Annotated in this window: 20 protein-coding genes and 1 pseudogene; 11 read left to right on the forward strand and 10 right to left on the reverse strand. The window is 37.9% G+C overall.

Annotated features, from left to right (window positions below; genetic code table 11):
- Positions 1–7: 7 nt before the first annotated feature.
- The gene (locus BG05_RS25315) at positions 8–1,369 is read right to left on the reverse strand and encodes an alpha-amylase family glycosyl hydrolase (RefSeq protein WP_002125908.1); all 1,362 of its coding nucleotides are present in this window, start codon (positions 1,367–1,369) and stop codon (positions 8–10) included.
- Positions 1,370–1,526: 157 nt separating this feature from the next.
- Here BG05_RS25315 and BG05_RS25320 point away from each other — a divergent pair, with 157 nt between their 5' ends.
- Positions 1,527–2,759, forward strand: a complete 1,233-nt coding sequence (locus BG05_RS25320) for an ammonium transporter (RefSeq protein ID WP_003187921.1) — start codon at positions 1,527–1,529, stop codon at positions 2,757–2,759.
- Positions 2,760–2,965: 206 nt separating this feature from the next.
- On the opposite strand, the gene katB is transcribed toward BG05_RS25320, so the two are convergent.
- The 3 genes and pseudogenes from katB to asnB form a co-directional block, all read right to left on the reverse strand.
- The gene (katB, locus tag BG05_RS25325) at positions 2,966–4,432 is read right to left on the reverse strand and encodes a catalase KatB (protein ID WP_002125906.1); all 1,467 of its coding nucleotides are present in this window, start codon (positions 4,430–4,432) and stop codon (positions 2,966–2,968) included.
- 58 nt (positions 4,433–4,490) lie between these two features.
- Positions 4,491–4,946, reverse strand: a pseudogene (locus BG05_RS30250) (ferrochelatase).
- 189 nt (positions 4,947–5,135) lie between these two features.
- The gene (gene asnB, locus BG05_RS25340) at positions 5,136–6,983 is read right to left on the reverse strand and encodes an asparagine synthase (glutamine-hydrolyzing) (RefSeq protein ID WP_016126693.1); all 1,848 of its coding nucleotides are present in this window, start codon (positions 6,981–6,983) and stop codon (positions 5,136–5,138) included.
- A 242-nt stretch (positions 6,984–7,225) separates the two neighbouring features.
- Between asnB and BG05_RS25345 the strand changes: the two genes are divergently transcribed.
- Complete coding sequence (locus BG05_RS25345; protein ID WP_002030292.1) at positions 7,226–7,780, forward strand: DUF2777 domain-containing protein; 555 nt, start codon at positions 7,226–7,228, stop codon at positions 7,778–7,780.
- Between the two features lie 53 nt (positions 7,781–7,833).
- On the opposite strand, the gene BG05_RS25350 is transcribed toward BG05_RS25345, so the two are convergent.
- Positions 7,834–8,202, reverse strand: coding sequence for a YisL family protein (locus tag BG05_RS25350; protein ID WP_002011256.1), 369 nt, complete (start codon positions 8,200–8,202; stop codon positions 7,834–7,836).
- 150 nt (positions 8,203–8,352) lie between these two features.
- Between BG05_RS25350 and rocD the strand changes: the two genes are divergently transcribed.
- Both rocD and BG05_RS25360 read left to right on the forward strand, forming a co-directional pair.
- On the forward strand, positions 8,353–9,543 hold the full coding sequence (rocD, locus tag BG05_RS25355; RefSeq protein WP_000616665.1) for an ornithine aminotransferase: 1,191 nt from the start codon (positions 8,353–8,355) through the stop codon (positions 9,541–9,543).
- 105 nt (positions 9,544–9,648) lie between these two features.
- On the forward strand, positions 9,649–9,933 hold the full coding sequence (locus BG05_RS25360) for a hypothetical protein (RefSeq protein ID WP_000925332.1): 285 nt from the start codon (positions 9,649–9,651) through the stop codon (positions 9,931–9,933).
- A gap of 34 nt (positions 9,934–9,967) precedes the next feature.
- On the opposite strand, the gene BG05_RS25365 is transcribed toward BG05_RS25360, so the two are convergent.
- On the reverse strand, positions 9,968–10,870 hold the full coding sequence (locus BG05_RS25365) for a fumarylacetoacetate hydrolase family protein (RefSeq protein ID WP_033733842.1): 903 nt from the start codon (positions 10,868–10,870) through the stop codon (positions 9,968–9,970).
- Positions 10,871–11,113: 243 nt separating this feature from the next.
- Between BG05_RS25365 and BG05_RS25370 the strand changes: the two genes are divergently transcribed.
- The 7 genes from BG05_RS25370 to gerPF all read left to right on the forward strand — a co-directional run bounded on the left by BG05_RS25370 (position 11,114) and on the right by gerPF (position 13,374).
- Positions 11,114–11,293: an aspartyl-phosphate phosphatase Spo0E family protein gene (locus tag BG05_RS25370; protein WP_002087032.1), complete on the forward strand. Its 180-nt coding sequence runs from the start codon at positions 11,114–11,116 to the stop codon at positions 11,291–11,293.
- A 96-nt stretch (positions 11,294–11,389) separates the two neighbouring features.
- The gene (gene gerPA / locus BG05_RS25375) at positions 11,390–11,611 is read left to right on the forward strand and encodes a spore germination protein GerPA (protein WP_001111190.1); all 222 of its coding nucleotides are present in this window, start codon (positions 11,390–11,392) and stop codon (positions 11,609–11,611) included.
- Positions 11,612–11,625: 14 nt separating this feature from the next.
- Positions 11,626–11,832: a spore germination protein GerPB gene (gene gerPB / locus BG05_RS25380; RefSeq protein WP_001012505.1), complete on the forward strand. Its 207-nt coding sequence runs from the start codon at positions 11,626–11,628 to the stop codon at positions 11,830–11,832.
- Between the two features lie 67 nt (positions 11,833–11,899).
- Entirely contained in the window at positions 11,900–12,514 is a 615-nt protein-coding gene (gerPC, locus tag BG05_RS25385) for a spore germination protein GerPC (RefSeq protein WP_001070757.1), read from the forward strand.
- Positions 12,515–12,520: 6 nt separating this feature from the next.
- Positions 12,521–12,715 (forward strand): spore germination protein GerPD, encoded by a 195-nt coding sequence (gerPD, locus tag BG05_RS25390; protein ID WP_001052805.1) that lies wholly within the window; start codon positions 12,521–12,523, stop codon positions 12,713–12,715.
- A gap of 14 nt (positions 12,716–12,729) precedes the next feature.
- On the forward strand, positions 12,730–13,116 hold the full coding sequence (locus BG05_RS25395) for a spore germination protein GerPE (protein ID WP_002011268.1): 387 nt from the start codon (positions 12,730–12,732) through the stop codon (positions 13,114–13,116).
- Positions 13,117–13,158: 42 nt separating this feature from the next.
- On the forward strand, positions 13,159–13,374 hold the full coding sequence (gene gerPF, locus BG05_RS25400) for a spore germination protein GerPF (protein WP_001141570.1): 216 nt from the start codon (positions 13,159–13,161) through the stop codon (positions 13,372–13,374).
- A gap of 55 nt (positions 13,375–13,429) precedes the next feature.
- Here the strand turns inward: gerPF and BG05_RS25405 are convergent, their stop codons facing one another.
- From BG05_RS25405 to addB, 4 genes are all read right to left on the reverse strand, one after another.
- Positions 13,430–14,137 (reverse strand): DNA alkylation repair protein, encoded by a 708-nt coding sequence (locus tag BG05_RS25405; protein WP_003187903.1) that lies wholly within the window; start codon positions 14,135–14,137, stop codon positions 13,430–13,432.
- A 192-nt stretch (positions 14,138–14,329) separates the two neighbouring features.
- Positions 14,330–14,608, reverse strand: a complete 279-nt coding sequence (locus BG05_RS25410) for an RNA polymerase alpha subunit C-terminal domain-containing protein (protein WP_002011271.1) — start codon at positions 14,606–14,608, stop codon at positions 14,330–14,332.
- 23 nt (positions 14,609–14,631) lie between these two features.
- Positions 14,632–18,357 (reverse strand): helicase-exonuclease AddAB subunit AddA, encoded by a 3,726-nt coding sequence (gene addA, locus BG05_RS25415; RefSeq protein ID WP_002186439.1) that lies wholly within the window; start codon positions 18,355–18,357, stop codon positions 14,632–14,634.
- Entirely contained in the window at positions 18,354–21,869 is a 3,516-nt protein-coding gene (addB, locus tag BG05_RS25420) for a helicase-exonuclease AddAB subunit AddB (protein WP_002186441.1), read from the reverse strand. Before addB ends, addA begins: the two co-directional genes overlap by 4 nt.
- Positions 21,870–21,879: the final 10 nt, after the last annotated feature.

Below are 21,879 nucleotides of genomic sequence, written 5' to 3' on the forward strand. Positions count from 1 at the left end.
CCTCTATCTATACAGAGGATCTTTTCTTTTTAACCGCAATTAAAAAAGCAATAAATAATACGTTCACACCGACTATTAAGGAGATAAACAACCAATTCACACCTGTTTCTTCGCTAACTTTATACACATTCGACTCTTCGCGCTTTAAAACAAGATAAAACTTTCCGTTTTCTTCTCTTATAATTTCGTCTTCTAACAATCCTCTTAACTCTTGTTTTTCACCAATTGCACTTACAGGTAAGGAAACCTTTTTCGTCTCTTTCGTATTATTAATCGCTACTAGTGTTACTTCATCTTTATACTTTCGTTTTAATATACTCATTCCATCTTTATCATATAGAAGTTCAAACGTACCACGTCGTAAAGATGGTCTCGCTTGTCTAAGTTCACCTAGCTTCGTTATGTGCTGCATAAACTTTTCATCAGATTTGAAATCCATTAATCGTCTATTATCTGGAGCATCTCCCCCATCTAATGCGATTTCAGTTCCGTAATAAAAATTCGGTATCCCCGGGGATGTTAATAAGTAAGTGATCGCTAGTTTTAAACGAGACGGTGGGTAATACATATTTTCTTTTGCAATACGTGCAAATCTCTTTGTTTCTTGATTATCTAAAAACGTAGCGAATTCCTCTTCTTTTCCGCTCACATCATATAAAGGTTTCACAGACATATCTGCTTTTGAAAATGACTCTACTATTTTTTTATAGTACTCATTATCTTCCTTTGTCATAATGCGAAAATCTTTCTTTACCTTCTGCAAATCCTTTTGCACTTCATCCCAAAAAGCACGCGGCTTTTTTTCACTATGTATCACATAACTTCCGTCTAAATCAACTTCTTTTATCCACCATTTCATCGAGTCTATTAATTGTTGCTCATTTTCTGCATACGGAAATTGAAAGACAACTTTCATTCCTTTTTGATGAGCCACTTTTACAAGTTCTTTCACATCATTTTCTGTTCCGAAATGTTCATTTACTTTTTGAAAGTTTCGAACGCCTAATCCATCATACTTTTCACTTTCAAAAAGCGGCGAAAGCATAATAGTAGTAAATCCCATTTCTTTTATGTAGTCCAATCTTTTTATAATCCCTCTTATATCTCCGCCCTGATACCCTTCTAAATTACCAACGTCTAACTGTTTGTCATTTTTCGGTTCTCCGTTATTAAAGCGATCAATCATAATGGAATATATAACTTCATCTCGCCATTCCCTTTTTTCTTCCGCAAAAGTATGTACTGGTACAAACAAAATAACAGCTAAACAAAAACAAATGAATAGTTCCTTAGTCCATATTTTTTTCACACGCATCCCCCAAACTTCTAATTGTAAGAATATTATACCAATTATTAGAACAAATCGCATACGTTGATTTTATCCATCCAAAATACCTAATGTTAGATTTTCTGACATCACTTAAAAAGTTTTCTGAATTTTTAGTTGATTTTTCTTTTTATTTCGAATATGATATGAAACATAACAAGACGATGTTATTTTTTCTAACATCATAGGAGGAGAGAGAATGAATACGGGAGATACAGTTTTTATGTTTGTAACGACAGTAATGGTCATGTTGATGACACCAGGATTGGCACTTTTTTACGGGGGCATGGTTCGCAGTAAAAACGTACTCAGCACGACAATGCATAGTTATAGCGCAATGGCTATCGTTTCGATTCAATGGATTGTTATCGGCTATTCTTTATCATTCGGACCAGATTGGCACGGACTTATCGGCAATCTCGATTGGTTCGCTCTAAACGGAGTTACCTACGCACCAAATCCAGACTACTCATCTACTATTCCTCACAATTTATTTATGATGTTCCAACTCATGTTCGCTATTTTAACTCCCGCTTTAATTTCAGGTGCATTCGCCGAAAGAATGCGATTTTCTGCCTTTCTTATTTTCATCCTTCTTTGGACAACAATCGTTTACAATCCTGTCGCTCATTGGGTATGGGGCGTTGGCGGATGGCTGAGAGAACTCGGCGCGTTAGACTTCGCTGGCGGTAATGTCGTTCATATCACATCTGGTGTTGCCGGTCTTGTATTAGCTATTTTCCTAGGAAAACGAAAAAACATAAGCGGCACCTCTCCTCATCATTTACCATTTACAATGTTAGGCGCAGGCTTACTCTGGTTCGGCTGGTTCGGTTTTAACGTCGGTAGTGCATTATCTTTAAATGACGTAGCTTTAACTGCATTTATTAATACAAATATAGCCGCCGCTGCCTCAGCTCTAACTTGGATGCTTTCTGAATGGTTCTTCCAATCGAAGCCGACTGCGATGGGAGCTGCTTGTGGGGTTGTTTCTGGTTTAGTCGCAATTACGCCGGCTTGCGGATTCGTTACACCTTTCTCCGCTCTTCTTATCGGAGCAATTGGCGGTATATTATGCTTTGGCGCTGTCTTCTTCTTAAAAACGAAGTTCGGATACGACGATACACTCGATGCATTTGGATGCCACGGCATCGGAGGAACTTGGGGTGGTATTGCAACTGGACTATTTGCAACCACTACTGTAAACGGTGATGGCGCTAACGGATTATTTTACGGAAACGCAGCTCTCCTTTTCAAACAACTTGTAGCAATAGGAGCAACATATGCATTCACAATCATAATGACGTATGCCATTATTAAAGCGATCAACTTCTTCCTCCCTGTTCGAGTCGATGAGCATGAGGAACATATGGGGCTTGATATTTCGATGCATGGGGAGAAAGCTTATGAGTATACTGAGCGAGTGAACTAAAAAAAGAGAGGCAATCTATTGGTAGTAGATTGCCTCTCTTTTTATTGTACAGGGCGGCAGCATACCCCGCCTTGTATTTTCGTAAATATATCAACGTTTTTTCAAATATATCGATTTACCAACAAATTCCGACATAACTAAAACGAAAAATACCCTGCATGATTTTACACAAAAAAGACGACCGTTTAACAGTCGTCTTTTCCTATTTATTTCGGAGTATTCCCTACATATTGCGTAATATCAACATTTAAAGCTTGCGCTAAGCGTATTCCATACTCTTGATCTGCACGGAAGAAATTACAAACAGCTAATAATTTCGTGCGCTCATTTACGTCTTTTAAGTCATTTGTTAAGTTTGCAATTAAGTTATCTTGCTCTTCTTTAGAGAATGAACGGTAACGCTCACCCGCTTGCTTGAAATCATTTGGTTTGTCAATTTTTTCACGAGATACGTAGCCTTCTACTTTCATAGTTGAATCGCGGTAAGTTGGGTCTTCAACTGGATTTTCAGTATGACGGCTCGGTTCGTAGTTTATTGTAGATGGGTTTTGATCCACTTGCATCGCACCATCACGTTGTTGATTACGAACAGCTGCGTATGGGCAGTTTACAGGAATTTGTAAATAGTTTGCACCAAGGCGGTAACGCTGTGTATCTGGGTAAGAGAATAAACGACCTTGCAATAATTTATCTTCAGATGGTTCAATACCATTTACAGTTGCACTTGGAGAGAACGCCACTTGTTCTACTTCCGCAAAGAAGTTTTTCGGGTTACGATTTAACGTCATCGTCCCTACTTCAATTAATGGGAAACGATCTTCTGGCCATACTTTCGTCGGATCTAATGGATCGAAATCTAAAGAATCCGTTTCTTCTAGTTGCATCACTTGTACGTGTAAATCCCACTTCGGATAATTTCCTTTTTCGATTGCATCGAATAAATCACGAGTTGCATGATTGAAGTCTTTTCCTTGCACTTGCTCGACTTCTTTTGCACTTAAGTTACGCACACCTTGCTGTGGCTTCCAATGATATTTAATGTAAACAATTTTACCTTCTGCATTAATCCATTTAAATGAATGTACGCCGAATCCTTCCATTTCACGGTAGTTTGCCGGTGTACCATAATCAGAAAATACCCACGTCATCATATGTGTAGATTCTGGAGTTAACGTCATGAAATCCCAGTAACGATCTGGTGTTTGAACATTTGTATCAGGTGCTGGCTTTAATGAATGCACCATGTCAGGGAATTTAATTGCATCACGAATGAAGAAAACTGGTAAATGGTTACCTACGATATCGTAGTTTCCTTCTTCTGTATAAAATTTAACAGCGAACCCACGCGGATCACGAGCTGTCTCTGGAGAACCTTGGCCATGAATAACCGTTGAGAAACGAACGAATACAGGTGTTTCAGTTCCTTCATTTTGTAAAAACGCTGCTTTCGTATATTGCTTCATGCTGTTTTTCGTTACGAATACGCCGTGAGCACCTGCACCACGCGCATGCACAACACGCTCAGGAATACGTTCACGATCAAAGTGAGCAAGTTTTTCTACTAAATGATAGTCTTCTAACAATACTGGTCCACGGCGACCAGCTGTACGAGAATTTTGGTTATCTCCAACTGGAGCACCTTGATTTGTTGTTAAGCGATTATTTGGATTCATCAGGGGGATCCTCCTCTTTCTTTCATAGTAATTATTATTTATTTAAAGTTATTATAAACTAATTATTATTCAAAATTAAATCCTTGTCAACTATTTCCTTTATTTTTTTGGAAGCAATTTCAGCTAAACAATCAATAAATACAGATTGTGAATTGGGCATATTTAGTCTAAAATATGTGCCATTTAATTCATCAGTTACAACTTTACATTCATAATCGGTGTCATATAAAACTTCTAAATCGAGCAATGTGTTTTAAACCTAAGTAACAAACAAATTCATACTCTGTAAACATTTTATTCATTGAATCTGTTAATTTATGCGCCTGCTCTTTCATTATTTTCCCAAGCGGTGAAATTCCACTAATTGCTTTATACCGTCCGATTAAATTTTGGAGCGCTTCTTCAGAGATGGCTTACGCCCATGACGAATGTGAGTATAATAAGGTTCTACATCATCTAATGACTCCGGTGTTCCATATGCCATTACAAGCAAACCTATTTTCTTCTTCGTCATCTATATAGCACCTCAATTTTGGAAATGAGAATCTTTTTCAAGAACATTTGTTTCCAATTATAACAAGCAATAATAAGTACGTCAAAATAATAATTCTAAATAAATATTATTTCTAATATGATTTTGAATTTTATATGACAATTTATTTAAGAAAAAGAGCGGCTCACATAAATATAAGCCGCTCTTTCCCTATTCCTTAATATTCACCCCATACTCTTTAAACCAAACATGAATTTGCGCTAAATGAGCTAAAAGCTGCGGCCCAGTCATTAATTGACCAAACCACGGTTTTTGAAATGCACTGCCGCCAGACTGGATCAATCCGCTCAATTGCTCCTTATCGAACAATTCATGCAAAATTGAGCCTTTATCCGTTAATAAATCTTGGAGCCATACTGTGACTGCTTTCGTATAGTGCGGGTTATGCGTTTTCGGATACGGACTTTTCTTTCTATACAATATATCATTTGGAAGTAATCCTTCTAAAGCCTTACGCAATAGACCTTTTTCGCGGTTTTTATACATTTTCATTTCCCAAGGAATATTCCACGCATATTCGACAAGTCGGTGGTCCGCAAATGGAACGCGTACTTCTAAGCTTGCCCCCATACTCATACGGTCTTTTCTGTCTAATAATGTTGTCATAAACCATACCATGTTTAAATAAAATAATTGTCGTCTCTTCGCTTCTAATGGGCTTTCTCCCTCTAAAATAGGAACTTCTTGAATGGATTCTTCATAGCGTTGTTGTACATATTGTTGTAAATTTAATTTATTTCTCCATTCTTTCTTCAGAAGTTGTTCACGCGCTTCTGTAGAACGCATCCACGGAAATGCACTTGATTGTAAATCATCTTCTCTATAAAACCACGGATAACCGCCGAATATTTCATCTGCACATTCTCCAGATAAACCGACGACAAAATCTTGTTTTATTTCACGGCAAAACCATAATAATGAAGAATCAATATCTGCCATACCAGGCAAATCGCGAACGAGTACTGCTTCTGTTAAATACTGTGCTAGTTGTTCATTAGAAATGACGCAGCGATGATGAATTGTTTGAAATGTCTCTGTCATTAAATTAATAAATGGTGCATCTGAATTCGGCTGAAACGCATTCGCTTTAAAATATTTGTCGTTATCTTCATAGTCAACAGAATACGTGTGCAATTGACCTTTCCCTGATCTTTCATACTCTTTCGCGGCAATTGCTGTGATAGCACTTGAATCTACACCTCCTGATAAAAAAGTGCATAGTGGTACGTCAGAAACTAATTGTCTCGTAATCGCATCTTGTAATAAAAAACGAGTTTTCTCTACTGTTTCTTCAAATGAATCTTCATGTTTTTTACTTTCTACATTCCAATATCTCCATATGCATAAACCGTCTTTTGAGAACGTCATTGCATGACCCGGACGCAGTTCTTGAATACCAGCATATACACCGTGACCAGGCGTTCTAGATGGTCCGAGGCCAAATATTTCTGACAACCCTTCTAACGTTACTTCCGCCTTCACATCTGGGTGCGCTAGTATCGCTTTTAACTCTGAACCAAATAATAATCGTCCGCTATCATATTTATAAAAAAGCGGTTTTACACCTAATCGATCTCTGGCAATAAAGACTCGTTCATTTTTCTCATCCCATACTGCAAACGCATATATACCGTTTAAATGATCGACACATTCTTCTTTCCATTCAATATAAGATGCCAATAGTACTTCTGTATCGGAATGCCCTTTAAATGTATAACCTCTTCTTAATAACTCTTTGCGAATATCTTCTGTATTGTAGAGCTCTCCGTTATAGCAAATCGCATAACTCGTTTCGTTTTTTAAACAAGTCATGGGTTGTTTACCACCTTCAGGATCTACAACGATTAACCGTTTATGCCCAAATGCGACGTTCCCTTTAATCCAAACTTTATTATCATCTGGACCGCGTTTCGCTAGCGTTTCCGCCATCTTCGTCACGATGTCCCTTTCCCCTTCTAATGAGCGTTTATAATCCACCCATCCTGTAATCCCGCACATAAGAATCATCCTTCCTAATCTAATATCTGTTTCTGAACGTGCAGTAATCCCCACCCTATGAGTGCGGATACATAAAAACAACAAACTTGACGATAACTAACTATCCATATATGGAATAGCAGTTTCACAGTGTAAAGCGTGTTTTATTGTATGCCCATCTATCTTTAGGTGTGTCTAGTTATAAAGAACGTACGAACTGTCCATAACAAGAATAACTATTTCTATAAAAGGAGAAATGAACTATGATACAACGCAAACATATTTTGTATAACCAACCGCGCGCTCATACAGTCGGTAATGTAGAATATATAAACAAAGAATGGGTATTCTTTGATGATGAAAATGATGAGGCTTTTCTATTAGAAGATATTGCTGAAGATGGTTTTGAAATTTTATATAACAATAATTGGCTACCAGCTCGTTTTTATGAACAAGACATATTACAAATTGCAAATGAACAACATTCTCTCCAAAACGGAGAAATGATACGAATTCGTAAAAAATTACTTCTTAGCTATAATGAATGGCTTGAGGAATTACCTGACTCTGTCTTTACATTATTAACTGAGGCATTACAATCGCTTCATTACTCTTTATATGATTGCATGTATTGTCATAATTATTTATCCTTCTTGCCAAAAGAGGAAGCATGCGAAGGAGTAAATATTCTTTTATTTGATAATGAAGAGATGATTTGTACATTGCAGCATCATTTTGTACGCCACTCTTCCTCTAATAAAAATATTTTGCGATTTACGAAAGTAAACGGAGAAGAGTTGCATATTGATGCGACATAAAATAAAAACCACCTTATCTCCCAAATATTTGAGATCATAAGGTGGTTTTATTTTTATTTGAATACGTACCAGCCAAGCGGTAATTTTAGTCCTAAGTATAATACCGCTACTAGCGCGACAATAAATAAGCCCCAAACCGCCCCTGTTGGTTTGTTTTTGCTCATTTTCACAAGAACCATTTCCATTCCAGCGATTACTAATATACCAGCTAGCATTTTCATGCCGTACCACATGTGCATGCTACCTGTTGCCGTCTTCACAATACTCATGTACAACATGAAACCTGTCACAATAATGATGATATACATAAGGCGAAGCCCCATATGTACACCTTTACCTTTTCTTCCTGCTGAATAAAGTGAATACGCAACGAAGAATAAAATTAATCCTAACGCCCATGCTGTAATATGCATATGTACCATCGTATCCCTACCTCCTCTTTTTCACACTTTTTCACTCTATATGATAACATGTTCATATATTTTCAGGAAATGTTTCGCTTTTTTATATTTAAATGCTATAATATTTAGAGTATTTACAAACTTCTTGTAATAACAAAAGGGGGAACAATCATGATTCAAACTAAGGATATTATCGAACTTACAGACACATACGGGGCAAATAACTACCATCCACTTCCAATCGTTATTTCTAAAGCAGAAGGCGTTTGGGTAGAAGATCCTGAAGGAAACCGCTATATGGACTTATTAAGTGCATATTCTGCAGTAAACCAAGGTCATCGTCATCCAAAAATCATTAACGCTTTAATTGACCAAGCTAATCGAGTGACGTTAACTTCTCGTGCTTTCCATAGCGATCAATTAGGTCCTTGGTACGAAAAAGTTGCGAAACTAACAAATAAAAATATGGTACTTCCTATGAATACAGGCGCAGAGGCTGTTGAAACTGCAATTAAAACAGCTCGTCGCTGGGCTTATGATGTGAAAAAGGTAGAAGCAAACCGTGCAGAAATCATCGTTTGTGAAGATAACTTCCACGGACGTACAATGGGTGCTGTTTCTATGTCATCAAACGAAGAGTACAAGCGCGGCTTCGGTCCAATGCTTCCTGGCATTATTGTAATTCCTTATGGTGATTTAGAAGCGTTAAAAGCTGCGATTACACCAAATACAGCTGCATTCATTTTAGAGCCAATCCAAGGTGAAGCAGGAATTAACATTCCACCAGCTGGTTTCTTACAAGAAGCTTTTGAAGTATGTAAAAAAGAAAACGTTTTATTCGTAGCAGATGAAATCCAAACAGGCTTAGGCCGTACGGGTAAAGTATTTGCTTGTGACTGGGACAATGTAACTCCTGACATGTACATACTTGGTAAAGCACTTGGCGGCGGCGTATTCCCAATCTCTTGTGTTGCAGCAAACAGCGACATTTTAGGTGTATTCGAGCCAGGTTCTCACGGTTCTACATTCGGTGGTAACCCACTTGCATGTGCTGTTTCTATTGCAGCTCTTGAAGTATTAGAAGAAGAAAAATTAACAGAGCGTTCTCTTCAATTAGGAGAAAAACTAGTTGGGCAATTAAAAGAAATTGATAACCCAATGATTACTGACATTCGCGGTAAAGGTTTATTCATCGGTATCGAATTAAACGAGCCAGCTCGTCCTTACTGTGAACAACTAAAAGCAGCTGGGCTATTATGTAAAGAAACACACGAAAACGTAATTCGTATTGCACCACCTCTAGTAATCTCTGAAGAAGATTTAGAGTGGGCGTTCCAAAAAATTAAAGCTGTACTATCTTAATCATAGTGAGGTTGTCCTAAATATAGGACAACCTCTTTCTTTTTTTAGTAGTTTATCGTAAAATAAAATTGAATATTCTGTTTTCGTTAAAAAGGGGGTAACTGTATGCTATTGAAATACGGTAAACACATTAACAATTTAGCTACAATTTTTATTTCTATGACATTCATCGGCTTCATATTATCTACAACTTTACTCAGTCATTATTCAACTCCTAATACATTCACACTACTCAAAACATCATTTTGGGCTGCTGTTTTCCTTACAATTATCGGTTTTGGCCGCGAGAGAAGCGCACTTGCAGTTATGCTAATTGGAATTTGTACTTTAGCATTAATCGGATTGTATATTTTCGCCATCATAGATTACTCCGTTAATCCACGCCCATAGAAAAGAGCTATCTTTTCACAAGATAGCTCTTTTTTCATTTCACTATATTTCTTAACGTACCAATTCCCTCTACTGTAATAATAACTTCATCACCAGCATGTAAAAATTTCGGTGGTGTAAAACCTTTACCAACACCAGCTGGTGTCCCTGTTGCAATGATATCTCCTGGCTCTAATGTCATGCCTTTACTTATAGTTGAAATAATTTCTTCTACTGAAAAAATCATTTCTCTCGTATTTGAAGTTTGCCTTACTTCTCCATTTACCACTGTTTCAATGTGTAATGCATTCGGCGTTCTAACCATCGATTTATGAATTAAATACGGTCCCATCGGACAAAATGTATCGAAACTTTTCCCTAGGAAAAATTGTTTATGTTTTCTTTGAATATCCCGAGCAGTTACATCATTTATAACTGTATATCCAAAAACATGATCAAGAGCTTTTTCTATTTTTATTTGTTTCCCTCGCTTACCGATAACGATTGCTAGTTCACCTTCATAATCAAGTTCATTCGTCGCGTGAGGGTGACCATTAATTTGCTCATCAATTCCAATCACTGTTGTTGGCGCCTTTGTAAAAATCATTATATTTTCAGGGATAGACTCTACTCCGCCCATTTCTACCGCATGCTCACGATAGTTCTTTCCAACACAAAGAATATTTTTTCTCGGCCTTGGAATCGGTGCTAATATTTTCACCTCTGCTAACGGATAATACGCCGATCCCGCATTTTCCTTCGCCCAATTTACAATATCGTACACTTTCTCAAGACATTCGCTTCCTCTTTCAATACACTCTAACATGGTAATTGGGATAGTAACCTTTTCCCCTTTTTGTCTTTGCGCTTCTCTTAAATGTAATACCTTTTCTTCCTCTTCATCCACAATACCTACAAATACTTTTTCTTCTTTCTTCGCCGTTACAAAACGCAACATTTCCACTCTCCATCCTAAAACTCATACCCTATAATTGTATTCGCATCCTTAAGAAAAAAACCTTCTTACACACGCTAATTTTTACAATATTCAACCATTCTTACATTTGTTCCTCATCCGTTATTTGACATAAAATGTAGAAATTATACTTTTTTTAGCGAAGATGTTTCTTTTTTATGGGATTTTTGTATAATATGTACTACATATATACATAAAATTTATTGAGAGATGGAGCCGATTTCAATGTTTGAGCAAGCTATCGAAAAAAAACGCGAAAAAATGATCTATTTTGCTGAACGCTACGGAATGACTTCTCAAAAAACAGTAGATTGTAGCCAGGAATTGGACAGGCTCTTAAATGTTGTTTGGCCTATACATACAGATTGCACACATACTCAAATGTTCGAAACACATACGCAATAACGTATGTGTTTCTTTTATTTCGAAAAAATACACATTTTATTGAAAACGCCCATACAATAGTAGAAAAGAAAATTTTAAAAACGAAAGGTGTTTTGTATGCCAGCTATGGTCGGACATATTCGTATCGTTAACATTGGATCAAGTGGTATTTTTCATATTGGAGATGTATTTGCGATTAGACCTATTAGTTATTCACGCGCTTTTGCCGGAGCCGGTTCATTTAATGTTGGGGATAACGTCTCTGTCTACAATTATCAAAGCTCAACGACCGTCAATGATTCAGATGTAATTGATCAAGCAATAATTGGTTCGAACTAAAGGGGGCGATTGCATTGAATTTTTATGTGAACCAAAGTATCATCATTAACAGCATTAAAATCGATAGCATTACGACCTCTTCCGTTTTTCAAATTGGAACTGCAGGTAGTATTAAGGCTCTTTCTAAATTCTCAAATTCTGGCGGATTTACAGAACCGCTTCGCCCTTTACATGCGAAAGGACAAATTATTTCCATCAAACCATCAACTAGTTCTTCTTAAGGTATCCTTGTCATAAATATATAGCAGGAATATATTTCCCCTCCCTATTGAAAAGGAGGTTTCACAAATGAATCAAGATATATATACTTACCTACACCAACTTCAACAAGCTCTCCAAATACAGCAGCAAACTATTCTAAACCTTGAAGAGCAAGTTCGCCTACTACAAGAAGAGCTTAATGAGTTAAAAAGTCGTCCCTCCTCTTCTATAGGAAAAGTGGAATATAAATTCGATCAATTAAAAGTAGAAAATTTAAACGGCACTTTAAATATTGGCTTGAATCCATTTTCAACAAAAGGGCAACAAATTGAAGATTTTCAAGTGGATACAGAAACATTAAAAGTAAATCCTGAAACAGAAACAAATCCAGACTTTTATCAAGGTATCCTCCAAGAAATGCATCGCTATTTAGATGAAGAAGCATATAGTCGAATTCTCCATTTTGAACAAGAAGAGAGAACGCCGCTTGATGAGATGTATCGACAAATGATGGTGGATGACATAAAAAAACAGATGGAACATAGACTTCCATATTATTTATCACAAGTTCAATCGTATGAGGGTATTTCCACAGATCCCGATTATTTACGAGACATCATTATTCAAGCGATGAAACAAGATATTGACAAGGCGTTCCTTTCCTTTATTCAACACATACCGGGCAATTTCCGAAAGGAGTGAGTATGCATGAATTTAAATGTTGTAAACCGTGAGTTAAAAGTAGGCCAGATTAAAATGAACGGGGTTTCTTCTTCCGCATTATTTTTAATTGGAGATGCAAACCTTCTCATCCTTTCTTCTATTCTTGATACGCCATTCGAATCTGTTACAGAGGGACCATTTGTACCATTAGTAACAGATGTCCCTCCGACTCCAGGTTGAGGAGAGGAAAAATTATGCTCCGTCATACTTCAATTGTACAAAATGTTTCTATCGTTTCTATGGGGGTTTCAGCTGTCTTCCAGGCCGGGGATTCTAATCAAATAGAATTAAAAAATAGAGCACTTATCGTTCATCGAGAAATCCCTTGTTATATAAAAGGTGAAGGTCGTTTTGATGCGTTTGAAATCTTTACAGATGAGTACATTACAATTCCAAAGCGAACGACAGATGTAAAACTAAATATTGTAAATGAGTGCCCTTTTATTGAAGTAAATGATGTTCACTTGCGAACCCTTTTAAATTCCGCGTGCTTCCAAATCGGCAATGTTGACTATGTTTTTAATAATTCTCGCACGCTACAAATCCGCCAATTTATTACTGATGAACCTTCCTCTAAATAATTCATATAGTAATTAAAAAGCTTAGTAAAGTAGGTGGATGGTATGCCTTCGGTTGTAGGAAATCTTGTCGTTCAAAACAGTAACGGCTCTTTCAACTTAGGAGATTTTTATAACGTGTCTCCGAAAGAAAATACGAAAGCTTATAACGGCTCTGGGGCTTCCAATGTCGGATTTGTCGTCAACACTTTTAGCGGCGTTAGCGCAACAAATACATTTGATTCGGACGTTGCAGACCAAGATCAAATTGGAACAGCGTAAAAAAGAAACAGCTTTAGCTCTATTTTGTGTAGAGCTAGGGCTGTTTCTTTTAATTTTAACATCTTACATATTTACGTTTGAATCCGAGTCTTCCTCTATCAAGTTCTTTATGAATACTTTCGTAAGCATTTAGAAAACTACTTTTCTTGTTATCCCGTTTTAGTTCTACTATGCCTACTTCCTTTGCGGTTTCAACTGCCTTTTCATGTAGCGGCACATATGAAATCCCCACAGTGTTTAGAAAATTATTCATAGCGGATTTCGTACGTTCTGGCGCATCATAAATTGTATTTTTTACAACTTCTAGCATATTGGCAATCTTACTTTCGGAAAATTCATGGTCTTTTCGATTCCCTAAAAGCCAGCAGTAGCAACTCCATCCCGCTGACATTCTTAGTTCGTCACCACTTGCAATCCATTTATCAGCAACGTCTTGTGCAAAATCTGACTCTGATAAAGTTACTGCTACCACATAATCGGACAGCATATAAAAGTACGCCCCATCCATCCAACGATCAAAATCCGATTCGTTCATAGTTTTTGGATCTGCAATAATGCCTGCAAAGTACATCGCATCATAGTTACCTGTAGCATAAAGCTCTTCAGCTAAACTTTGATTGATTTTTATTTTCTTCGCGATTGGTTTCATAGCACCTGTAGCTACGCCAAAAAGTGGCTCCTTTGCACCATTGGATATGTATATTTTTTTAGTTCGTTCCTTGCCGAGAGTTTCAAGCTCTTGCATTACTGTTTCAAAATCCATCGTGTTGCACTTCCTTCCTTAATATTATAATCAATCCGCTTATATTCTTGATCCATCTTTTAAATCGTTTTGTCCATCGATTTACGATTTTCAAAATGGGATTTCGTTATACGCGTTTATCTAGCTAATTAATACCGATTATAAAAACTAATCATTAATGAAGATGCTACTCCCCGCTAATGATTAGTTTTTTTATTTAAATGATAATCCCTTATCTTCTAAAGCCGCTCTCAATTTAGGTAAAGATGCTGGTCCTATACCGTGCAGTTTCAAAATTTCTTTTTCACTATACTTTGAAAGTTCTGCTTCAGTCGTTATTCCATGGTGCTCTAACGCTCGCCTTGCTGGTGCTGAAAGAAGAGAAAGAAAGCCTTCTTTTGGCTTTCTCTCTTTCTCACAGGTTGGGCAAGTTGGACAATCGCTACTTTTGTAGTACTCGTGTCCTTGATCACAAGTTCTTAACGTCGCCATAATCCATAACCCCTTTCTAAGCTCTATTCGTCAATATTTACAACATGATTTCCATCAAAGAAATATAAAGATTTCTCTTTCACAGGATGTTTTAAGCTTTTCTCGAGTGCTTTTGCATATAGTGAAAGCTGTACTTTGTATCGGTCTTCTAAAATTGGTTTCGCTTGATCAAATCCGCCTAGGAACTTTCCTTCAATCGTATCTGTTTTAAAGTCGATTAAAGTAATTCCGTCTTCCTCTTCGATCATGCAGTCGATAACCCCTTGGACAAGTATTGATTCGCCTTTCTTCCCTTGCCAATCTTGATACGCTTCTTCTGCTGAAAGCATCATCGTAAATGGTACTTCGCGCTCAACACTTTTTGCTGCTAATACCCTTTTACCTAAGTCACTGTCAAAGAATGAAATTACCTTTTCAATCGCTATTTCTTCAGCTTGTTCAAATGTTAATAGTTCTTTATTTACCATTCTTGCAATTTGTTCTTGAAGAACTTCAATCGTAATTGGTTTCTTCAAATCTACATGCTGCATAACGGCATGGACTGCTGTCCCTCGCTCTGCGTATGTTAGCCCTTTTTTCTCCATAAAGCGCGGACGTGTTTTAATTGGTGCACGAAGTTTTTTAATAAAGGCGTTATCGCTACCTTCTTCAGATTGATAATTTCTCTTTATTTCTGTAACAGACTGTTTCGCACGGTGAGATGTCGCTTCCGCATACCCGTATTCCCACATCAATCTGTCGTACACTTCTTCTTTCCGTTCACTTTCTAACGGAACAGCTTTTTTATCGCGAAGCGCTTCTAATAACTCTTGTTTCTCTTCTTGAACTGGTTCTGGTGCAAGTAAATCTTTCCCTTCAACAACTTCTACTTTCCAGCTAGCACTATATTCATAAATTTCGCCTGGAATATTTCCTTGTCCTAATTCAAGAAGCATTTCACTATCACGGTGTCTATATAAGGCAGGTGCAATCCAGTCTAAGTAGCAAGACGCTCCGGCACGAATATGGTCTGGTAATAACCATTCACTATGCTCTCTTGCATCGAGCCATTTTTCCATTTCTTTATTGGCATCTTTAACTGTTCCAATTAAAATTAACTTCTCTTTTGCACGTGTTAACGCTACGTATAGTACGCGCATTTCTTCCGCAATTAATTCCATCTTCATTTTACGCTTAATCGCTAGTTGCGATAATGTCGTATATTTAATTCGTTTACGAGGATCGATAAATTGTGAACCGAAACCGAAATCTTTATGAAGTAAGAAACGCTTCATTAAATCTTGTGTATTAAAACGGCGACCAAGTCCAGCTACAAATACGACTGGGAACTCTAGCCCTTTACTTTTATGAATCGTCATAATGCGAACAACATCTTCTTGTTCTCCGAGGGCTCTCGCCGTTCCCATATCATCTCCGCGTTCTAAAATACGCTCAATAAAGCGCAAGAAGCGGAATAATCCTCTAAACGATGTTGCTTCATATTGTCTTGCACGGTCATATAGTACGCGTAAGTTTGCCTGCCTTTGCTTTCCGGCTGGTAAACCGCCGACAAAGTCGTAATAGCCTGTCTCACCGTACACTTTCCAAATTAAATCAGAAAGAGATTGTTGACGCGCAAATTCACGCCACCCTTGCAGTAAGTTATAAAACCACTCTAATTTATCATGCAGTTCTTGTTCTTCTTCAAGCGGCGCTCCCTTTAAGAATGAGCTCATCACTTCATAAAACGAGCCTTTCTTTCCATGAGCACGAAGCGTCGCAAGTTCTTCGTCATTTAGTCCAACGATCGGTGAACGAAGTACAGCTGCAAGCGGAATATCTTGCATCGGGTTATCAATGACGCGGAATACGTTCATCATAATATTTACTTCTGTCGCTTCAAAGTAACCAGTCGCAAGGTCAGCATATACCGGAATTCCTTGTAGTTTTAATTCTTCCATAATTTGCGGCGCCCATGGCATCGAGCGAAGTAAAATAACGAAATCACGATATTGCACTGGGCGCATACTATCAGTTTTACGATCATACACTTCATAGCCTGAATCGACCATTGCTTTAATACGCTGCGCCATAAGACGAGCTTCAAGCTGCGCTTTTTCTACTTCGGCACCTTCTTCACCGTCTTGCACTTCTTCCTCAGTTTGCTGAATACATAATAGCTCTGCCGCTACATCTTCACCTTCTGGATAGCTAGCACCTAGCTTTAATTCAGCGTCAGCATCATAATCGATTTCGCCGACTTCTTCGCCCATAATTTGTTTGAAAATAAAGTTCGTACCTGCTAGCACTTCATGACGGCTACGGAAGTTTTTCGCTAAGTCAATCTTCATTCCGCCGCCCGATCCTTCTTGTGTGAAACGTTTATATTTTCCTAAGAATAAACCAGGCTCTGCTAGTCGGAAACGATAGATTGACTGTTTTACGTCACCAACCATGAACAAGTTTCCTTCACTCTCAGAATCTTTCGTTACGAATTTAATAATTGATTCCTGTACGAAGTTCGTATCTTGATATTCATCAACTAGTACTTCAGCAAATTTATTACGATATTGAAGTGCTACTGCTGACGGCTTCATTTCACCGCCTTCACTTTGCTCGCTTAAAATTTGCAAACAGAAATGCTCTAAATCTGTGAAATCGACCATTCCTTTATCTCGCTTAATCGCTTGGAAACGCTCTGTAAATACTTTTACAAGCTTCACGAGTTTTTCTAATACAGGATGCATATCTTGAAAATCTCGTAAGAAACTTTCGGGTCTGCGGCTAAATAGCTCTTCTTGTAATTTCTTCACTTCATCTTTCGCTTTATTACGAAGAGAATCTACTTGTTTTACAACATCTTCGTTGTAATCACTTTTTTTAATACGCTTTAACGTTTGCCACGATACATTTTGCATCGCTTCATAAACGCTTGTCCACGATCCACGAGCTGCTGAGGATAACGTTCCAAGTAAAGCTAAATCCGCTTGTAAAGTTTCAACGCGAGGCGCTGGACCATCAGGAAGCATTGCGAGTTCAGTCGCCTTACGAATATGCTTTTCCGCTGTTTCAAGCTGAAACTTCACATCTTCTAATAAGTAAGAAGCGTACACTAAATCTTCAATCGTCTTTCCTTCAACGTCGTATGCTTCTACTAATTTATCAAGCCACTTCTCCGGGTTTGGATGCGCTCTTGATTCTGTATGAAGCGCTAAAATCATTCGTTGTAAGTCATCGTCACTACGGTCACTCGTATAACGATCAACTAGTTCAAAGAAAATACTATTATCTTCGATTCCATATTCTTCTTCTAATATGTCATCTAGCACTTCTTCTTTTAATAACTCATTTTCTGTTTGGTTCGCAATACGAAAACGAGGATCGACATCAAGCATGTAATAATATCCTCTAATAACTTGTAAACAAAATGAATGAATTGTAGAAATGGAAGCTTTATTTAATAAGCTAAGCTGCTTTCTTATATGCTGTGAACCTGGCCCATCAATTAATACTTTTTCTAACGCTTCCCCAATTCGATTTTTCATTTCTTGCGCTGCTGCATTCGTAAATGTTACAACGAGCAGGCGGTCGACATCGACTGGATTTTCCTCACTTATAATCTTTTTAATAATACGTTCAACTAATACCGCTGTTTTCCCTGATCCAGCTGCCGCTGCGACTAAAATATCACGTCCGTTCGCTACAACCGCTTTCCACTGGTCATCTGTCCATTGACTACCTTCTGGTTTCTGAGGCCAATTTTCTATCATTCTCCGCCAACCTCCTCTCTAATTTTCTCCATCGCTTCGCTATCTTTCATATCTTTTAACGTACGGAATTGGTTATCTTCAAGTGATTCATCAAATTGACAAACAGATTTGAAGTTACAGAACGTACATGCCGCTTTATTCCCCTTTTTGTAAGGAGCAATATCGATAACACCTTCTGTAATGTCTTTTCCGATATTTTCAAACGAGTGGTGTACATATTTTTGAAGTACGTTAAACTCTTGTTCACTTGCAATGCTAGAACGCGCACTAAAACTACCATCTTTTTTCAGACCAGCAGAAATAATATCAGAGCTTCCTGTTGAAAGTTTATTATCCATTAAACGCACAACGTCAGCATCTCCTAGTACGAGACCTTTCATTTTAAATTTCTTTAAAATTTCTTTCTCAATTTCTTCTTCAGATGCATCGCCTTTCATCTCAACAATCGGGTTATGAATATGGAAATACAATACACCCGCCGGTGATGCAGTACTGCCCTTTTTCATCCACGTATGTGCATTTGAAGTAACAACATCTAAATACGTTAACATTTGAAGTGCGAGTCCGTAATACACTTCTGTTAAATCTAACGCTTTCGAACTTGATTTATAATCAATAATACGAAGGAACGTACCACTCTCATCTTCCGCCTTATCAACACGGTCAATACGGCCAACTACTTCCATCTTCACACCATTTGGCAACGCAAATTCCATTGGCGGAAGAGATCCAGTCCCGCCCATACCGAACGGTACTTCTAAATCAACTGGTACAAATCCACTCGACTTCGCATGTTCACGAAGAATAAGTGACGTACGGAAAATGATTTGTTGTAGTTTTTGCTTTAAATAGAAATGACGGTTCGAACTTAATAAAATTTGTCTTTGTAATAACGGTGCAATTTCTTCTATTACTAAAGCAGAAAGGTGTTCACACTCTTTTATTGATAAATCCGCCCAAGTCCGATTTTCACGTAATAGCTTGTCTGCAATTCTCTTCAGCGCTGCATGGAATAGTTCACCGATATCTGGCGCATCAAGTTTGAAAATATCACGCTCTCTTAGTGATAAACCGTGCTGAGCAAAATGAGCGTACGCACAGCGATTAAATAGTTCCATACGAGAAACGCTTCCCTTAATTGTATCTCCATATAAATCCCTACTTACATCTGTACTTAGTTTCTGTGCACGATTTCGGTAGAATAAACTTGATAACACACGGCTACTTTTTTGCTTCCATTCATCTGAAGTAACGTAGAAGTTATATACGTCCCACCAAAAGTCTAAATTCCCTTCAAATCCGTATCGCTTCCACGTTTGCAGTTGCTGCATGACATAAGACAAAGTTACTTCTGGCGTTGCTACGTATGAAATTTGTTCCGAACGCGATAAGTCATTTACATCATTCGTAATAAACGATTCTTTCACATCAGGGAACATTCTTTTTATTTTCTTAATAAAGCTAGACGCAAGTAACGTCTTTCCTTCTTCATCCGCAAGCGGACAAGAAATGTATAACTTCTCAGATGCTCTCGTCACCATTTGATACATAACGAACTGTTCTTCTAATAAAGTTTGTCTCGTCGTTGGTGCTAATTCGATACCTGCAGCGGTGAGAACATTTCTTTCCTCATCAGAAAGCATACCTTCATCCATAGGCGCTGCTGGAATCACACCTTCGTTTACTCCAATAATGAACGTCGCTTTAATATCTGATAATCTAGAATGATCAATATTAGCAACTAACACTTGATCTAGTGACGGCGGAATGTTCGCAAATTGAAGTGCCTCAAGACCTGTCGACATAACCTCCGTAAACATTGAAAGGGACATCTTCTCTTCGCCAAGCATCTCAACGAACGTATCAAGAAGATTCATCACTTCTTCCCATACTTGCTCATGGTCTGTCGCAAATAAGAAATCTCCATTTTCTTCTGCACGAACACGTAATTCTTCTAGTTTTTTCGGAACGTCAAGCTCCTCTAAAAATAAATATACCGCTTCGCACATTTGCATAACTGTTCCAGCACGCTTCAGTCTTTTTTGCATACGAATAACTGGCGTTCTTACAACGTCGCGAAGTCGATTTATTTTCTCTTCCATTTCACGCTCACTGTCTGTTATCATTTCGCTCGCATCATCAAGAGAACGATAACGACGATACATCCACGGATCTTCAGAAGTCCATCTCTTCCCTTGTACACCGTACGCTAAACAGTAGTTTTCAAACTCATCCATCTCTTCGCGCATCGCTTCTTTTCTTACATCTAATGGATATAAAAGCTCTGTTTTCACGCAGCGGAATACTGCATCATAACGCCAATTCCCGCTAATAATCTCGAGTGCAGAACGAATACATTCTACTAGCGGATGATGTGACATTGGGCGTTTTTCATCGATGAAATGCGGGATATTATAATCCGTAAATAACGTTCGCATTACGTCGTAATAACTTTCTCCGTTACGAAGAAGGACTGCGATATCTCGGTAACGATAGTCTTCATCCGCCACAAGTCTTCTAATTTCACGAGCTACACCTTCTACTTCAGCTCGTAAATTAGCTGCTGTACTAATTGTTACACTCGCTTCACCATGATACTTTTCATTCGGACGCGCTTCATAATACGTTTCTAAATGAGCTAATGCTGGAGAATGAAAACGCGGTTGTTCCATAAGTGGAATTGTTTTTTCAATTTCTATTTTCTCTTCACGCGCTACTTGTTTTATTTTTTCATACGTTAACGTCGTTTCATAAAATAAATCTAGTTCATTCACTGGCTGCGCTAACGTTTTTTCATCTATCGTTAATGTTATTGTTACTCTTGTTCCTAATCTCATTAGCCCTCTAACGATTTCTAGCTCTTGAGGAGAAAATGAATGGAATCCATCTATATAAATTTCCGCGCCTTTTACATACTCAGAGTCTGAAAGCTTCTCAATTAATAATTGTAAGTAGTCTTCTGAATCTAAATACTTTCCGATTAAAGCACGTTCAAAATCATCATATAATAACTGTAAATCATACACTTTATTCGCTAGTAGCTTTTGCTCTGCACTACTGCTATGCGTGTCTAATTGTTGCCACATTTCATATACGTTAGACGGCGTCACATTGTAACGTTTAAACTCAGCAATCATACTACCAAGATGTTCAAAGAAACCGTTTTGCTCCGCTGCTTTTTGAAACACAGATAGTCCATCTTTACGAGATTCTACAATTTTACGAAGCAACATATGTACACCAGCTTCATCAATATGAAGACGACTCGCTCCACCAACTTCTTGCAGCACCTTCCACGCTAATCGCGAAAAACTAAAAACTTGTGCCCGAATAGAACCTCTTACATCTTCGCTCCCAATTAACGCCTGCTGCGTTTGGAATGTCATCTGTTCTGGCACAAGATATAATATTGTTTTCCCTCTTGGGCGCTGTTTTAACTCTTCTTGCACTTCGTGTAAACAAAGTGTACTTTTTCCACTTCCAGCTCTACCAATCACAAATCGAAGTGACATGAAACCCCAC

This window comes from Bacillus mycoides (assembly GCF_000832605.1).
GTDB classification, from domain to species: Bacteria; Bacillota; Bacilli; order Bacillales; family Bacillaceae_G; genus Bacillus_A; species Bacillus_A mycoides.

Coding starts and splice junctions, on each gene's coding strand:
- BG05_RS25315 (WP_002125908.1), bottom strand. CDS start 1,369: ATGCGATTTGTTCTAATAATTGGTATAATATTCTTACAATTAGAAGTT.
- BG05_RS25320 (WP_003187921.1), top strand. CDS start 1,527: ATGAATACGGGAGATACAGTTTTTATGTTTGTAACGACAGTAATGGTC.
- katB (WP_002125906.1), bottom strand. CDS start 4,432: ATGAATCCAAATAATCGCTTAACAACAAATCAAGGTGCTCCAGTTGGA.
- asnB (WP_016126693.1), bottom strand. CDS start 6,983: ATGTGCGGGATTACAGGATGGGTGGATTATAAACGCTCATTAGAAGGG.
- BG05_RS25345 (WP_002030292.1), top strand. CDS start 7,226: ATGATACAACGCAAACATATTTTGTATAACCAACCGCGCGCTCATACA.
- BG05_RS25350 (WP_002011256.1), bottom strand. CDS start 8,202: ATGGTACATATGCATATTACAGCATGGGCGTTAGGATTAATTTTATTC.
- rocD (WP_000616665.1), top strand. CDS start 8,353: ATGATTCAAACTAAGGATATTATCGAACTTACAGACACATACGGGGCA.
- BG05_RS25360 (WP_000925332.1), top strand. CDS start 9,649: ATGCTATTGAAATACGGTAAACACATTAACAATTTAGCTACAATTTTT.
- BG05_RS25365 (WP_033733842.1), bottom strand. CDS start 10,870: ATGTTGCGTTTTGTAACGGCGAAGAAAGAAGAAAAAGTATTTGTAGGT.
- BG05_RS25370 (WP_002087032.1), top strand. CDS start 11,114: ATGTTTGAGCAAGCTATCGAAAAAAAACGCGAAAAAATGATCTATTTT.
- gerPA (WP_001111190.1), top strand. CDS start 11,390: ATGCCAGCTATGGTCGGACATATTCGTATCGTTAACATTGGATCAAGT.
- gerPC (WP_001070757.1), top strand. CDS start 11,900: ATGAATCAAGATATATATACTTACCTACACCAACTTCAACAAGCTCTC.
- gerPD (WP_001052805.1), top strand. CDS start 12,521: ATGAATTTAAATGTTGTAAACCGTGAGTTAAAAGTAGGCCAGATTAAA.
- BG05_RS25395 (WP_002011268.1), top strand. CDS start 12,730: ATGCTCCGTCATACTTCAATTGTACAAAATGTTTCTATCGTTTCTATG.
- gerPF (WP_001141570.1), top strand. CDS start 13,159: ATGCCTTCGGTTGTAGGAAATCTTGTCGTTCAAAACAGTAACGGCTCT.
- BG05_RS25405 (WP_003187903.1), bottom strand. CDS start 14,137: ATGGATTTTGAAACAGTAATGCAAGAGCTTGAAACTCTCGGCAAGGAA.
- BG05_RS25410 (WP_002011271.1), bottom strand. CDS start 14,608: ATGGCGACGTTAAGAACTTGTGATCAAGGACACGAGTACTACAAAAGT.
- addA (WP_002186439.1), bottom strand. CDS start 18,357: ATGATAGAAAATTGGCCTCAGAAACCAGAAGGTAGTCAATGGACAGAT.
- addB (WP_002186441.1), bottom strand. CDS start 21,869: ATGTCACTTCGATTTGTGATTGGTAGAGCTGGAAGTGGAAAAAGTACA.